This window comes from Paenibacillus sp. LHD-38 (genome assembly GCF_031157315.1).
Classification (GTDB): domain Bacteria; phylum Bacillota; class Bacilli; order Paenibacillales; family Paenibacillaceae; genus Pristimantibacillus.
Genome location: NZ_JAVIFU010000002.1, coordinates 77,611 through 92,501 on the forward strand (window position 1 = coordinate 77,611; position 14,891 = coordinate 92,501).

Annotated in this window: 19 protein-coding genes; all 19 read right to left on the bottom strand. The window is 44.5% G+C overall.

The genetic code is table 11. The features are described from left to right. Window positions 1–11: 11 nt before the first annotated feature. Complete coding sequence (gene flhB, locus RCO25_RS02350; protein ID WP_308994546.1) at window positions 12–1,109, bottom strand: flagellar biosynthesis protein FlhB; 1,098 nt, start codon at window positions 1,107–1,109, stop codon at window positions 12–14. Between the two features lie 12 nt (window positions 1,110–1,121). Then, window positions 1,122–1,919 (bottom strand): flagellar biosynthetic protein FliR, encoded by a 798-nt coding sequence (fliR, locus tag RCO25_RS02355; protein ID WP_308994547.1) that lies wholly within the window; start codon window positions 1,917–1,919, stop codon window positions 1,122–1,124. Between the two features lie 11 nt (window positions 1,920–1,930). Continuing rightward, window positions 1,931–2,200 carry a flagellar biosynthesis protein FliQ gene (fliQ, locus tag RCO25_RS02360; protein ID WP_053375731.1) on the bottom strand — a complete coding sequence of 90 codons (270 nt, stop codon included), beginning with the start codon at window positions 2,198–2,200 and terminating at the stop codon, window positions 1,931–1,933. A 22-nt stretch (window positions 2,201–2,222) separates the two neighbouring features. After that, window positions 2,223–2,930 (bottom strand): flagellar type III secretion system pore protein FliP, encoded by a 708-nt coding sequence (fliP, locus tag RCO25_RS02365; RefSeq protein WP_308994728.1) that lies wholly within the window; start codon window positions 2,928–2,930, stop codon window positions 2,223–2,225. 37 nt (window positions 2,931–2,967) lie between these two features. Further along, a complete protein-coding gene (locus RCO25_RS02370) occupies window positions 2,968–3,564 on the bottom strand; it encodes a flagellar biosynthetic protein FliO (RefSeq protein WP_308994548.1) in 597 nt (198 codons plus the stop codon). A gap of 57 nt (window positions 3,565–3,621) precedes the next feature. Beyond that, a complete protein-coding gene (locus RCO25_RS02375; RefSeq protein WP_028611027.1) occupies window positions 3,622–3,984 on the bottom strand; it encodes a response regulator in 363 nt (120 codons plus the stop codon). Between the two features lie 20 nt (window positions 3,985–4,004). After that, on the bottom strand, window positions 4,005–5,270 hold the full coding sequence (fliY, locus tag RCO25_RS02380; RefSeq protein ID WP_308994549.1) for a flagellar motor switch phosphatase FliY: 1,266 nt from the start codon (window positions 5,268–5,270) through the stop codon (window positions 4,005–4,007). Further along, complete coding sequence (fliM, locus tag RCO25_RS02385) at window positions 5,260–6,261, bottom strand: flagellar motor switch protein FliM (RefSeq protein WP_308994550.1); 1,002 nt, start codon at window positions 6,259–6,261, stop codon at window positions 5,260–5,262. The genes fliY and fliM overlap by 11 nt, the downstream gene beginning before the upstream one ends. A gap of 37 nt (window positions 6,262–6,298) precedes the next feature. Further along, complete coding sequence (locus RCO25_RS02390) at window positions 6,299–6,763, bottom strand: flagellar basal body-associated FliL family protein (RefSeq protein ID WP_308994551.1); 465 nt, start codon at window positions 6,761–6,763, stop codon at window positions 6,299–6,301. Beyond that, window positions 6,760–6,987 (bottom strand): flagellar FlbD family protein, encoded by a 228-nt coding sequence (locus tag RCO25_RS02395; RefSeq protein WP_308994552.1) that lies wholly within the window; start codon window positions 6,985–6,987, stop codon window positions 6,760–6,762. Before RCO25_RS02395 ends, RCO25_RS02390 begins: the two co-directional genes overlap by 4 nt. A 56-nt stretch (window positions 6,988–7,043) precedes the next feature. Beyond that, window positions 7,044–7,862, bottom strand: a complete 819-nt coding sequence (gene flgG / locus RCO25_RS02400; RefSeq protein WP_308994553.1) for a flagellar basal body rod protein FlgG — start codon at window positions 7,860–7,862, stop codon at window positions 7,044–7,046. Window positions 7,863–7,978: 116 nt separating this feature from the next. After that, window positions 7,979–8,356, bottom strand: a complete 378-nt coding sequence (locus tag RCO25_RS02405) for a TIGR02530 family flagellar biosynthesis protein (protein WP_308994554.1) — start codon at window positions 8,354–8,356, stop codon at window positions 7,979–7,981. Then, the gene (locus RCO25_RS02410) at window positions 8,356–8,883 is read right to left on the bottom strand and encodes a flagellar hook capping FlgD N-terminal domain-containing protein (RefSeq protein WP_308994555.1); all 528 of its coding nucleotides are present in this window, start codon (window positions 8,881–8,883) and stop codon (window positions 8,356–8,358) included. Before RCO25_RS02410 ends, RCO25_RS02405 begins: the two co-directional genes overlap by 1 nt. A gap of 41 nt (window positions 8,884–8,924) precedes the next feature. Then, a complete protein-coding gene (locus tag RCO25_RS02415) occupies window positions 8,925–10,295 on the bottom strand; it encodes a flagellar hook-length control protein FliK (protein WP_308994556.1) in 1,371 nt (456 codons plus the stop codon). A gap of 48 nt (window positions 10,296–10,343) precedes the next feature. Beyond that, window positions 10,344–11,249: a magnesium transporter MgtE N-terminal domain-containing protein gene (locus RCO25_RS02420; protein WP_308994557.1), complete on the bottom strand. Its 906-nt coding sequence runs from the start codon at window positions 11,247–11,249 to the stop codon at window positions 10,344–10,346. A 37-nt stretch (window positions 11,250–11,286) separates the two neighbouring features. Then, window positions 11,287–11,733 (bottom strand): flagellar export protein FliJ, encoded by a 447-nt coding sequence (gene fliJ, locus RCO25_RS02425; RefSeq protein WP_308994558.1) that lies wholly within the window; start codon window positions 11,731–11,733, stop codon window positions 11,287–11,289. A gap of 8 nt (window positions 11,734–11,741) precedes the next feature. Further along, the gene (gene fliI / locus RCO25_RS02430) at window positions 11,742–13,067 is read right to left on the bottom strand and encodes a flagellar protein export ATPase FliI (RefSeq protein WP_308994559.1); all 1,326 of its coding nucleotides are present in this window, start codon (window positions 13,065–13,067) and stop codon (window positions 11,742–11,744) included. Next, complete coding sequence (locus RCO25_RS02435; RefSeq protein ID WP_308994560.1) at window positions 13,054–13,893, bottom strand: FliH/SctL family protein; 840 nt, start codon at window positions 13,891–13,893, stop codon at window positions 13,054–13,056. Before RCO25_RS02435 ends, fliI begins: the two co-directional genes overlap by 14 nt. Beyond that, entirely contained in the window at window positions 13,886–14,887 is a 1,002-nt protein-coding gene (gene fliG / locus RCO25_RS02440; RefSeq protein ID WP_308994729.1) for a flagellar motor switch protein FliG, read from the bottom strand. The genes RCO25_RS02435 and fliG overlap by 8 nt, the downstream gene beginning before the upstream one ends. Between the last annotated feature and the right edge of the window lie 4 nt (window positions 14,888–14,891).

Sequence of the window (14,891 nt, forward strand, 5' to 3'; positions counted from 1 at the left end):
CTCCCGTGGTGTTATGATGATTTTACTCGGCCCTTCATTTTGTATACGTATGCTAGCACCTCGGCCACAGCTTGGAACAAGTCTGGAGGAATGACGTCTCCGATTTCGGCTCGTTCATAAAGCGCTCTGGCCAGTGGTTTATTTTCCATTGTGACAACCCCGTTTTCTTTTGCTATTTCTCTAATGCGAAGCGCTACATGATCCATCCCTTTTGCTATGATCTTTGGCGCCTCCATTTTCGTTGCATCGTATTTCAATGCGATAGCAAAATGGGTTGGGTTGGTAATAATGACATCCGCTTTTGGCACCTCTTGCATCATGCGCTGCATCGCCATTCTTCGTTGACGCTCCCGAATTTTCCCTTTTATGAGAGGATCACCTTCAGATTTTTTGTATTCATCTTTTATATCTTGCTTAGACATTCTTAGGCTTTTGTTATGCTCATAGGTTTGATAGAAAAAATCAGCTAACGCAAGTGCGGTAAGCACTGCTCCGATCTCAATGCCAAGCTTAACGGTCAGACCTGCTGTAAAGGTGAATATTTGTTGTATAGGAAGGCTTGCTAATACTAATATGCGGTCCCAATCCTTAGAAATGGTCAAAAATACGAGAACGGCAACGATTAGGAGTTTTAACACGCTTTTCAAAAATTCCACGACTGTCCTTGCCGAGAAAATTTGTTTAAAGCCGTTAAGCGGATTTATCTTATCTAATTTCATTTTGAGAGGATCACCGGTTAATAGAAACCCGAACTGTACAATGTTGCCTAAAATGCCGATAAGAACGGTTATTGCAAAGATCGGTAATAAAATAAGCAGAAGTTCAATCGTAACATCGTTGAAAAGCGACATAACATTTCCGGTTGTTAAGTCCATCAAAAGCCAGTCTTCAAACAAATTTCCAAACATCATCATGATATGTTCTTTGAAATAGCCGCCCAGCATGATGAACCCCATAAACATAAACAACAATATAAAAGAGCCTGGCAGGTCTGAAGATCTGGCAATTTGACCTTTCTTTCTCGCCTCATCCTTTTTCTTTGGAGTGGCCTTTTCCGTCTTTTCCTGACTGAAAAGCTGGAGATCAAGCTCTAGCCGGTAATTATGCACGAAAGCATCCTCCTATGGCCCTTCAGGCGGCGGTCCTTGCACGATACCGAATAACTGCTCCAATGAATCAAACATGATGGAAAACAATCTTTCAAATATCCCAGCAAGACTTGGCATTAACAAAATAAGCAAAAACATGCCAATAATGAGCTTGAGCGGAATTCCGATTACAAAAACATTGAATTGAGGAGCAGTCTTAGTCAAGAAACCTAATCCCACATCCGTCAAAAACATGGCTACAATAAGCGGCGCTGCTACTTGTATGGCTAATAAAAATGTGTTTCCAACCATTCTCGTTAAAAAATCCGTCACGCTGCCACTCATCAACCTGCTGAACAAATCATTCGATAACGGCATCCATTGATAGCTGTCCATGAGCCCTGTCAATAAAAAATGGTGGCCGTTCATCATCAGAAATATAACGATAATTAACATGTACTTGAAGTTGCCGAGCAGCGGAGCAGAAGTGCCTGTATGGGGGTCTACGATGTTTGCCATTGCAAATCCAACTTGTAAATCCATAAAGGCGCCTGCCGTTTGAACCACTGTGAAAAACAAGTAAACAACATAGCCCATCATTACGCCGACCAATATTTCACGAAACAGCACCAACACGTACTCTGCGTCCGGAACAATCGTCTGCTTCATTCCATACGTTAAGAAAACGATAAATGAAATAAAAAATCCAAGTCCGATCTTGAAAACATTCGGGACACCACGTGATGAAAACACAGGCGCTACGACGAAAAACGCAGTTATTCGACAAAAGATTAACAAAAAAATAGGAAAACCTTGTACGATCGCGTTCATCCACTCACAACCTAACCGATGTAATTATGAAGATTATTCAGCAGATTGTAAGTGAAGTCGATAACCGTATTGAGTATCCATGGGCCAAAAATAATGATGGACACGAAAACCGCTACAATTTTCGGAACAAAAGCCAGCGTCTGCTCCTGAATCTGAGTTGTTGCTTGAAATATGCTGACGATTAACCCTACGACCAAAGCAAGAACGAGCATTGGCGCACTGGCTTTCAAAACCACGAATACAGCCTCTCCGGCTAATCCGATTATGAAATCAGTACTCATCGAACGTCCCTCCCTGCTAGTATCACGTGTTGAAGCTTAACAATAAAGATTTTACGATCAAGTACCAGCCATCCACTAATACAAAGAGTAGTAATTTAAAAGGCAATGAGATCATAACCGGCGGCAGCATCATCATCCCCATCGCCATCAACGTACTTGCGACAATCATATCGATGACTAAAAAGGGAATGAAAATCATGAAGCCCATTTGAAAAGCCGTTTTGAGCTCGCTAATAGCATAGGCAGGAATTAATACCGTGATCGGAATATCTTCAAAAGAAGCTGGCTTCTCCGTTTTGGTGTAATTCATGAAGAGCATCAGGTCTTTTTCACGCGTGTGAGAAAACATGAATTTCTTCATAGGCACGGAGGCTTCTTGAAAAGCCTCTGTTTGCGAGATTTGGCCTTTTAGATAGGGCTGAAGCGCAACCTCGTTTACTTGCGAAAAGGTTGGTGCCATGATAAAAAAGGTTAAAAACATGGCAAGACCAATGAGCACCTGATTGGGCGGCATTTGCTGCGTTCCAAGCGAGGTTCTTACAAAGCCTAGAACGATTACAATTCTAGTAAAGCTAGTCATTAGCACCATAATAGCCGGGGCGACGCTTAAAACAGTTATCAATAGAAGAATGGATAATGCGCTTGAATCAGGTGTTTCTCCATTCCCGTCACCGATATTGATGGATATGTCGGGCAATGGCTCTGCAAAAACCTGCGTATGTACGAACATCGCAAGAAGCTGTACAGCAACGATTGATATCCACCATTTATTTTTCATCGTCCATCAACCGTTCATTTGATTTAGAGTCATGCAGTAACGATTCCAATTGTTGTTTGCGGTCTGCTTGCTGACTAAGCTTGTTATGTAGCAAATCTTGAAAAGAGGATGCTTTGTTCCATTGCTCATTTGATGGCTCAGGCTCGTTCTTTTTGTTCCGATCCCTTACCTTATTCAGCAGTTGAGTAACAAGGTCTTTTGACCAAGCTGATTCCTGCTGTCGCTCAAGTGAGGCGATAACAGCGTTCACTTGTTCAGGATCATCGAGTTTATCAATTAAAGTAATGTTTTCACTGACACCTACGATATATATCCGTCCTGCAATTTCAACGACTTGGAGCGAATTGTTTTGTCCAAGCGCAATGCCGCCGAGCGAACGAAGCGATCGATTCGTTCCCCACATGCGGTTGCGCTGAGACAGCCATTTAATAACAAAAATAATCAACACGATGACGATGGCTAGCGAGATGATCACCCATACCAAGCTGCCTGCCAGATCCTTTGAACCTGTAAACACCATCTGTTCATCATTGTTTGCGCTGCTGCCGTCTACAGCAGCAGCCGCAAAACGAGGCCATATCGCCATCCCAAGTGCAGACACCATTGAAATGCGCGAAGCTATGTTAAACATAATATCTAACCGTTATCCGAGTGTTTTCTTGATCGCTTCAATTACGCGATCGGCTTGGAACGGTTTGACGATGAAGTCCTTTGCGCCTGCTTGAATCGCATCAATTACCATTGCTTGTTGACCCATTGCTGAACACATAATTACTTTAGCATTGCCATCAAGCTTTTTAATTTCCTTCAACGCGGAAATACCATCCATCTCAGGCATTGTAATATCCATTGTTGTCAAATCCGGTTTTAGTTCCTTGTACTTCTCAACCGCCTGGGCGCCATCTTGGGCTTCACCGACGACTTCGTAGCCGTTCTTTGATAAAATGTCACGAATCATCATGCGCATGAAAGCTGCGTCGTCTACGATAAGAATGCGGTTTGCCATCTTTTTATCCTCCTAGGATGCTATTGTAATTTTTGAATGCGGTCCCATTGGCTTACGATATCCGTTACGCGAACACCAAAGTTTTCATCGATAACAACAACTTCGCCTTTGGCAATCAGTTTATTGTTTACTAGGATGTCAACCGGTTCACCAGCTAGCTTGTCCAGCTCGATAATCGAACCTTGTGACAGCTCCAAAATATCTTTTATCTGCTTCTGGGTCCTTCCTAATTCTACCGTGACCTTAAGCGGTATGTCGAGAAGTAAATTGAGGTTTGTTTCGTCAGGTTGAATAAAGGGCGCATTGCCAAAATTAGCAAATTGAACAGGTTGTACATTGACATTACGATTAGCTGCATGACCGTATGTATGCGGTCCTGGCGGCTGCATGGACATATCATAGCCAGCTGCCGGAGTTTGGTACTGTGTAGGCGGCATTTGCTGCATTGGAGGCGCCATATTCATTTGCGGCGGCACAGCGTTCATATAAGCCGCAGCAGCTGTTTCCTGCATTGCTACAGCTTGTTGCGCCACAGGCGCTGTAGGGGCCGCTTGAGCAGCTGTAACAGGCGCTGGTGCTGCAGCCTCATCTACTACTCCCATTAAGATATCAACCATTTGTTTTGCAAATGGAATTGGAAGAAGCTGCATAATAGTAGAATCGATAAGATCGCCAATTGTCAAACGAAACGAAATTTTAATAAACAAATCTACCGGCGGCAAATGGTCCATGCCATCTCCGTTATTCACATCCAAAATATCAATGCCGGGAGGTGAAATGTTAACGAAACGGTTGAAAATCGTAGACATCGATGTGGCAGAAGAACCCATCATCTGATTCATGGCTTCTTGTACCGCACTGATATGAATTTCATTAAGCTCTTCGATAGTAATGTTGTTACCATCTCCGCCAAGCATCAAGTCAGCAATGATTTGAGCATCCTTTGTTTTAATAACCAAAGAGTTAATGCCTTGAAACCCATCTACGTACTGCACGCTTACGGCAACATGCGGTTTAGGAAAAATGTCTGGCAGCTCTTCTTTTTTTACAATGGTGACTTGCGGAGTCGTAATATCGACCTTCTTGCCAAGCAAAGTCGATAATGCGGTCGCAGCGCTGCCGAAGGTAATATTCCCAATTTCCCCGAGTGCAGACTGTTCCATTTCATTTAAGAAGTCTGAAAGCTGAGATCCGACCTCAGAGGTCTGTTCCGGTTCCGGCTCACTTACGGATTGACGAAGCAATGCATCAATTTCCTCTTGAGACAAATAGTCTTTACTCATCATAATCTTCTTCCACTCCCTCAACGACAATCTCATCTACTTGAACAGCTATCCGATCCTTAACGGAGCCTGGACTGCCAATGAACTTAAGCTTGTCTCCAACTTTAATTTTCAGACCATCATTGACCGACTTATTGAGTGAAATGACATCGCCGATATTCAATCCAAGGAATTCTTTTATCGTAAGCGATGATTCACCAAGCTCAGCTACAATCGGAAGCTTAGCTTTGTTTACCCGCTGCTCCAGAATTTCAACTTCTTCAGGCGCACGAGCCTTCTTCTGCGACACAAACCAATGATGTACAGAAAGTCTGGACATTATCGGTTCAATGACGACATGGGGGATACATAGGTTAATCATACCTGTGGTGTCGCCAATTTTGGTGCTGAAAGAAATCAGAGCTATCGTTTCGTTCGGAGATACAATTTGCATGAATTGCGGATTAGTCTCCAAAGCTTCAAGTCTCGGAGAAATGTCGATGATCGTTTTCCATGCTTCCTGCAAGCTTTCAAACGTTCGACTAAAAATACGCTCCATGATAATCGTTTCAATCTCAGTCAGGTTGTTGATCTTGGACGGCGCTACACCTTGTCCGCCTAACATTCGATCAAGCATGGCATAAGCCACGTTTGGATGAACCTCAAGTACCATTCGACCTTCCAGCGGCTCCGCTTCAAATATGTTCAAGATCGTCATCTTAGGAATCGAACGTATAAATTCGTCATAAGGCAATTGCTCGACCTGCACGACATTTATTTGAACAAATGTGCGAAGTTGCGCTGAGAAATAGGTTGTCAAATATCGCGCGAAGTTTTCATGAATCCGTGTCAAGCTCCTAATGTGATCCTTCGAGAACCGAACGGCGCGCTTGAAATCATACAAACTGACTTTGCGTGTCGTCTCTTCCTTTTTTAAATCTTCTGCATCCATTTCACCGGAATCCAACGCAGCAAGTAGCGCATCTATTTCATTTTGCGATAAAACATCAACCAAATATCTCACCTCCTTCGAGGAATGTCGGCGTAGTCAGTTAAATTTCAGTAATAATAAAGTTTGTGATTTCTACTTTTACCAATTTCCCTTTTGGAATGATTGGAGTAATAAGATTTAATAGCTTAGACTCAAGCGCATCTTCGCCTTGTGAGCCTTGAAGTTCATCGGCAGTCATATCTGCCAGGGCACGGTTAATGATAGGTCTGACTTCGATCTCGATGATCTTGTCAAATTCTTCCTTCGCTTTCTTGCCATCCAGCTGGAAAGCAAAGCTAAGCACAACGACATACTCCGGATCTTTCAGGTTTCTTCTGAAATCTTTTAATTCAGAAGTAACCTCCACTCGCTCATCCGCAGACAAAGCCTTGACCTCAATGGTTTTTGTCTCCGTAGCTTGCTCCTTCGGATCCGCAAAAAAGGATTTAAACAATATGATAGCAACAATAGCGATTAATGTGATGGATAATAAAATAGTTATTAACCATGGAATCATTTTTTTCATGATGAGGGACCCTCCGTTTGCTCACTCTTCTGGGCCGCCGCAACGAGGCCAATTGCACGAAGATACTGTTGATTAAGCAACAACAGCTCTGCTGTCTTTTCTTTAACGACCAATTTTTTTCCAGTAGTAAGCGTTATAACAGTATCAGCAGCTTCTTCTATTACTTCAATTAATAATGCATTTATTGTGACTTTTGTTCCGTTTAAACGCGTTACAGTAATCATTAGTAACCCCCCTCGCACTAGGGGAGGCACTAAGCCTCCCGCTCGTTATGACTTACCTATCTTTTTAAATTAACAACCTCTTGCAAGATTTCATCAGAAGTTGTAATGATACGTGAATTCGCTTGGAAACCACGCTGCGCAACGATCATTTCTGTAAATTCCGCGGTCAAATCGACATTGGACATCTCAAGCTGACCAGAAATAATGGCGCCTGTGCCAAGCTCAGGATCACCCGCAAAAGTCATGAAATCTTCAATAGAAGCATCGGGATTAGCATTAGCAGTTACTCGGTACATGTTCCCGCCAAGCTTCTCAAGACCGCTTGGATTTACGACCTTAGCCACTCCCAGTTGGGCAACGGCTTCGGTGCCGTCAGCCGTAACGCCCATTATCGTGCCATCCTGGCCAATGGAAAATGCCGTAATCGCTTCATCAAGCACGATTGGCTCCTGATCCACGCTAAGCACAAAATAGCCGTCGCCATTAACAAGCTGTCTATTCGCATCCAGTGTAAAGTTACCCGCACGGGTAAGCAGCATTTCAGACTCATCGCTTGCTCTTACGACAAAGAAACCATCTCCGTCAATACGCAGATCAGTCGGTTGGTTAGTCGTCATCGCGCTGCCAGCAGTATGTACTGTATCAATGGAACCTATGGATACACCTAAACCGATTTGTTTTGCGTTCACGCCGCCGCGTACGCCTTCCTCAGGTGCGGTAACACCCGCAACTGTTTGACTTAGAATATCCTTGAACATAACGCGGCCTGCTTTAAATCCAACCGTATTAACGTTCGCGATATTGTTACCAATGACGTCAAGCTTTGTTTGAAAACCACGCATACCGGATACGCCCGAATACATCGATCTTAGCATTTTGGTTATTCCTCCTGGAACATGGATTAAAAGCTTTGAGCATAAAAAGGATGTATGCACTATCATTAAGCTGCTTCATTCGGTCCACAGCTTGAGGCTTCCTGATAGGTCCAGCCTTACGATAAAATAATAGCGCTATCGATTTGTGTGAATACGTTGCTCTTCATTTGACCGCCATCCATTGCTGTCACAACTGTGCGGCTTGGAACGTTCACAATCATTGCGATATCACGAAAAACGATTAATGAATCCTGAGCTCCCTTTGACGCAGCCTCTTCCACAGCGTTAATAATTTTGGTGAGCGATTCTGGCTGCAATTTAATGCCTCTCTGCTGCATTCGCACCTCTGCATGATGACTGAACTTAAGAACCTTGGCATTAAGCATATCTTGAAACTCTGTTGACTGCGATGTACGGCTTATGGGCGCTTTGCTAGCCTGTAGTGGTGTAGACTTCACAGGAAAGATATGACCGATTTTTACGCCATCATTCATTAGCTCTCAGCCCCTTCCCCAGCACTTGCCGAAGTGGAAGCATCTTTCTCCGCCGAACTTTCGTCCTCTTCTGTTTCTTCTTCTATTTCGCTATCCGTTTCCGAGATAGATGTGACATAATCGAGTGCAACCTCGGCCCCGCCTACTCGTGCATAAAGGATGCCTTCCTTCGAGATTATGGAGTCAACAATCCCCTTAACGGTAGTAACTTCGCCGGCATCGTCATATTCATTCCATTCAATCGTTTTACCGATCAGGCTCGATGCTGAACCAATGTTCTGACGCATTAATGTAAGCTCGGTAGACATGTTCATAAGCTGCTCGACAGATGTAAATTGCGCCATTTGTGCGATAAAATCCTTGTCCTGAAGCGGCTGCATGGGGTCCTGATTACGCAGCTGTGTGACAAGTATGCTTAGAAATTGGTCTTTTCCAAGTGTATCTGTGCTTTTTTTGTTAGCTGCGGCCTGCACGTTCGCCTGACTATAGTTAGGCCAAACTACGCGAGTAGAAACGCTATCTGCCATTTCCGATCACCTCCGATCATTTTAACAATACTTCTGATCAGCTATGCCTTAACGTTTATTCCCCTGCCAAATCCAAGACCTTGAATAGTCACTTGTTCAATCATCTCAGCTTCAAATATACCGTCGTTTGAGCTCTCTTCGATATTGAATACCTGACGATTAGAACCCTGCTGTTGACTGCTGCCTTGACCTTGATGCTGCTGCGAAAGCTGCGAGGTGGATTGCCCTTGTGAAACCTCCAGCTTATCTACCATTAATCCCTGCGCCTGGAGCGCCGAGCGCAGTTGAGCCATTTGATTGTCCAGCATATCTTTGGCCATCACATTATCGGTTTGGAAGATTGCAGTCAATAAACCGTTTTGCATCGTAATCCGAACATCTACCTGACCGAGATGCTCTGGGAATAACATGATCTTCGCCTCGGAAACACCGTTAACCGTTGTCAAATCAAACTTTTGAATGATCATGCCTGTCATAGATTGTGCAAACTCATCCGCAGCGACAAACGAAGTCATTGCCGTTGCATTCACAACTAGCGGAGTAATGCCGCGCGTCGTTTCTGGATTGCTTCCGATCTGCAGCTGTGGACTTATCTCAAGTGAGGAAACCGCTGCTTCCGATTCTACAGTTTGCTCCATACTATTTGCCGCTGTAGTGGATAGAAAGGCTGGGTGAACCGTTTGTTGTGATAGACGCTGCAAAAGTGTCCCAACTTCAGCTTGTGGTGCTTGCTGCACGGTAAACAGTTGTTGTGTAAAGGCCGTCGATTTCGTTTGTGACTTTGTTGTATCCACCGTTTCGCCTTCCAAAATCGCTGTTAACGTATGTAGCTGCTGTGCAACCAAAGCGGATGGTTCCTGTTGATGAATAAGCTTCGAAGTGCCCTGCTGTAGCATGACCTGCACTTGAATCAATGTATCCTGCAGTTTTGACTTTATATTCGCTGCAACTGTTATTGCTTGTGGTACCGTTAGAGTCCCATCCTCTAAGGAAGATTGCTTATTCGATTGTTGGATGACGGGAACCGGTAATCCGAGAAGCGCCAGCAATGCATTCATTTGATCCAGTACATCGGCTAACTGTTGAAGCTGCTCACTATCTTCAGCAGGAGTTTCGGTCTCATTTGAAGTCGGAGCTTCAAGCTGCTCTAGCAAACCGTCAATGATCGACATGAGATCTGATAACGTAGGAGCAATTTCGGCAGCGCCGCCTTCGATTGCTGCTTCTTTATTTACAACAGCTACTAAAGGCGCGGTTTGCGCAATTCCTGAATTAGAAGCAGTTTCACCGTTGATTTGTTGCACTAATGTTTTTTGAAACACATCACCGCCAGCACTCTTTCCTGCTTGTGTATTTGCGTTCGCCAGTGCTTGCGGCTGCGTTGAGGCAACCTGCGGAACCATCATTTCCATTTTTCTCACCTCCTTTCAAATTGGGGGTATAGATGGTTAGGAGAACGATTAGCTTCCTGTCATTAATTTCGCGACCATTTGAGCGGTTAGCTTTTCATCAATCCCAGACATTTCCGCTATAATGGCCGATCTGGTTTCATTATCCACCGCGTTTAGAACGCGAAGGACCTTGCTCGGACTGACTTCCACCATTTTGATTAACAATTCCCCTGCACTCTTAGCATCCATCGCTGTAAATGTTGCACTCAACTGCTCTTGATCAAGAACAGAGGATGCGGGTTTTGTCACAGGCGTTTTTAGAGATTCAAGTTTGGCTTGAAGCGCAGCAATCTGCAAATCCTTTGCTTTTACATTATCCTTCAGCTTCATTGCTGCATCCGCAGCCGTCTGAGGATTCATTTTCTCCATAATGCGGACCCGGTCATCAGGGCGCATATTCGCGAACACGAGCACCATTTCATCCAAAGTCATGCTTTGCAGAATCGGCGCAGCCTTGCTTGGCGTAATTTTGGAGAACATGCTGGCTAACTCTTGAATCTTGGCTTGGTATTGCTCGTCCTCAAGCGACTGCTCATCATTCGCGCTCTTCAATTGAGAGTTATCGTTCTCGAGGTTCTTAACCTCTTGCTCAAGTGAAGTCTTCGTTTGATTGGCTGCGGCAAGTTCACTTTCAATCTCCGTTAGCTGGGCTTGCAGATCAGCAATCTTAGCGGACATATTCGATGTCTTCAATTCATCATCATTTGTTAACCCGCCTGCAACCTTCGGTTCAGGAAGCACGTCTTTAATGAAAGGAATTGAATTTCCGGCCTCAAGCATTTTATTGCGAAAATCATTATTGAACAAGGTATACAATACGCCTAGCAGCACGATTGCAAATAATATAGGCGTCATCAAAAACATAATTCGTTCAAGCGTGCTGTAGCCTTGCTTCTCGTTTTCCGTACCCGCCAATTCCACTCACTCCCTCTAGTCGGTAACACGCATCACTTTATGGGGTTGGTATCATGAAACGGACGCTTGCCAGCTCATCCAGCTCGTTCTGCTCTTTTATTTGCAAAGCATACTGGAACCGGTCACGCGCATGATCTTTTGCTTTAAGCCACACTTTCTCATCCTTCATCTTGTCTGAAAGTTTAAGTCTGCTTTGCTCAACCGCATTTTGTGCATGTAACACATCTTTCAATTTACTTTTTATGCAAGCAACTAAATAATCCAAGTATTGCTGGATAACCTGAAGCTCGGATAATGGAACTGAAATTTGAGCAGCTTCTTGTAATTTTTCTTCCCAATCCTGTTTTTTCGCACGCAATAGCGCAAGGGAAAGCTCCTCGGCAGTTAAATCGCCTATTGCAGATGAAAGCATCCATTCTGCTTGCGTCTTTTCGCTGCCCTTCAAATCGACAACCCTCTGGAATGTGTAACTAAACGCTGCCATTTAAAGGTTCAACTCCTGTAGAAATGATTAATTAAATGAGATTGTGCTTCCTCTAAGCTTACTTTTTCATTCGTTTTTTGCTTAGTGTAGTTTTGAATAGGATCAATAAATTGAAGGGCCAAATCAATTTCTGCATTTGTTCCTCGTTGGTACGCCCCTATATTGATCAAATCTTCCGAATCTTTATAAACAGCAAGAAGTTTTTTTAATTCATTAGCGGCATCCTGTTGTTCTTCGGTTACGATTTCCTTCATAACCCGACTAACTGAGGCTAAAACATCAATCGCAGGAAAGTGACCCTTATGAGCTAATTGGCGACTCAAAACAATGTGACCATCGAGAATTCCGCGAACGGCGTCTGCAATTGGTTCATTCATATCATCACCATCAACAAGAACGGTGTAAAAAGCAGTAATTGAACCTGACGGCCCCGTTCCAGCACGCTCTAGAAGCTTAGGCAGCGCTGCGAATACAGATGGCGTATAACCGCGTGTAGCCGGAGGCTCGCCGATTGCTAATCCTACTTCACGGAGGGCCATCGCATATCGCGTAACTGAATCCATCATCAGCATGACATTCAAACCGCGATCCCGAAAATATTCAGCAATGGAAGTTGCAATCAACGCGCCCTTTATACGAATCAGTGCCGGCTGATCTGATGTAGCCACTATGACGACTGAACGAGCTAGACCCTCTTGTCCAAGGTCTTTCTCAATAAATTCCAGCACCTCGCGGCCGCGCTCGCCAATTAAGGCTATTACGTTTACATCGGCTGATGTATTGCGGGCAATCATGCCGAGCAGCGTGCTCTTACCGACACCAGAACCTGCGAATATCCCAACGCGCTGTCCACGCCCTACGGTAAGCAGGCCGTCGATTGCTCTCACGCCAATACCAAGCGGTTCAACGACCCGAGGTCGCTTAAGCGGATTACTAGGCTCGTTATGGGTTGAATAATGAGGCATTCTTCTAGGCAGAAACGAGCCGTCTAACGGATTTCCTAAACCGTCTAACACTTTGCCTAACAGCTCAGATCCAACCTGGACAGTTAACGGTTTACCAGTACCAACAACATCACAGCCTGGGCTTATAGCGTGTAAATCGCCTAATGGCATCAAAATAACCTTGTTATCTCGAAAGCCTACGACTTCTGCTTTAATCGGCTTTGCGCCCTTGGATGGATAGATGAAGCAAACATCACCTATACTAGCGTCCGGTCCTTCTGATTCAACGGTTAGACCGATGACCTGCGTAACTTTCCCGTTAACTCGCACGGGATCAAGCGGCTGCAAATGCTCAATGTATTTGAGGACATCCAGATTATTCACTATCATCGAAATGACCTCGATCTTCGCTGCTATGATGAGCAAGATGGATTAATTCCCGCTTTATCTCAGCCAGCTGCGTATCAATGCGGGCATCGATGCTGCCAAAAGCGGACCGTATAACGCATCCGTTATCCTTCACAGTCGAATCAGGCAGAATCTGCAATTCTGCTTGTGAATCGATAGCGAAATGAAGCTCTTCCCTGGCAGCTTGTACAAACGCGAGCAGACCTGGCGCGACACACAACGTAATAACGCCTTGTTCTCTTCGACGGGAGAGAGACTTCCTAATCAGCTCGATAGCCATATCAGGTGCTAAAGTTAGTTGTTGTCCGATAATTTTTTCTGCAATTGCACAGCTAAGCTCGACAAGGAAAGGCTCTGCCTCTTGAATAATTTGCTCTCGCATTTCAAATGCTGTTTTGAGCACATCGGTTGCTTCGGCAAGCTTTTGCTCCCAGATTTCCCGCAGCTCTACTTCTGACTGCGCTGCTCCTTCCGCATAGCCAAGCTCATAGCCAGCTTGTCTAGACCGTTCGGATTCTGCTTCGTCATCTGTTCGCTTTTGCAGCCACCACACATCGATTTGCTGTTGTGTTTCGGCTAATAGCCTTTCACTCTCTATTGCGGCTTCACGCAGTCTTTCTTCCGCATAGAGCTGGGCATCATTCAAAATTTGATCTCGCAATGTAATGGTTTCTTCATCAGGAGCAGGCGGAACCTCCACTTCCTGACTAAGTGTTTCATTGATTTCAAAATTCCGTTGATGCAGCCACTCCAGCTGCTTCAATTGGTCAAGAGTAATCACACTCGATGATTTGATCAAATTAGACAATGATATCGTCTCCTCCACCACGGGCGATGATGATTTCACCAGACTCTTCTAATCTGCGGATTGTTGCTACGATACGTGTTTGTGCCTCTTCCACGTCACGAAGCCGCACGGGACCCATGAATTCCATTTCTTCTTTGAAAGTCTCGGCCATGCGCTTGGACATATTACGGAAAATCGCTTCTCGAACCTCTTCGCTCGCCACTTTAAGCGCAAGCTGAAGATCTGCGTTCTCGATATCGCGTATAATCCGTTGAATGGAACGATTGTCGATATTGACGATGTCCTCGAATACAAACATCCGTTTTTTAATCTCTTCTGCAAGCTCTGGATCTTGTATTTCAAGTGCGTCGAGAATCGTACGCTCTGTTCCACGGTCGACGCCATTCAAAATTTGAACGATGGAATCGATACCGCCGGCATTTGTGTAATCCTGCGTAACCGTTGCGGATAGCTTTTGCTCCAAAACGCGCTCTACCTGAGAAATAACCTCTGGCGATGTACTATCCATCAAAGCAATTCGTCGTGCTACCTCTGCTTGCTTCTCTTGCGGAAGCGAAGAAAGGATATGCGAGGATTGTTCCGATTGCAAATAAGATAATACTAGAGCAATGGTTTGTGAGTTCTCATTTTGAATAAAGTTCAAAATCTGAGTTGGCTCTGCTTTTCTCGCAAAATCAAAAGGTCTTACTTGTAGGGTTGCTGTCAAACGATTAATGACTTCTAAAGCTTTCTGTTCGCCAAGCGCTTTCTCTAAAATGTCCTTAGCATAGGAAATACCGCCTTGCGTGATATATTCCTGAGCCATGCATATTTGATGGAACTCACTCAGAATGGTTTCCCGGTCCAAGCTGTCTACTTTCCGGACATTTGCGATTTCAAGCGTTAGCTGCTCAATTTCTTCCTCGCGTAAATGCTTGAATATTTGTGCGGAAACTTCAGGTCCAAGCGTAATAAGTAAAATGGCTGCTTTTTGTCGACCCGATAAGCCCTGCATGGAT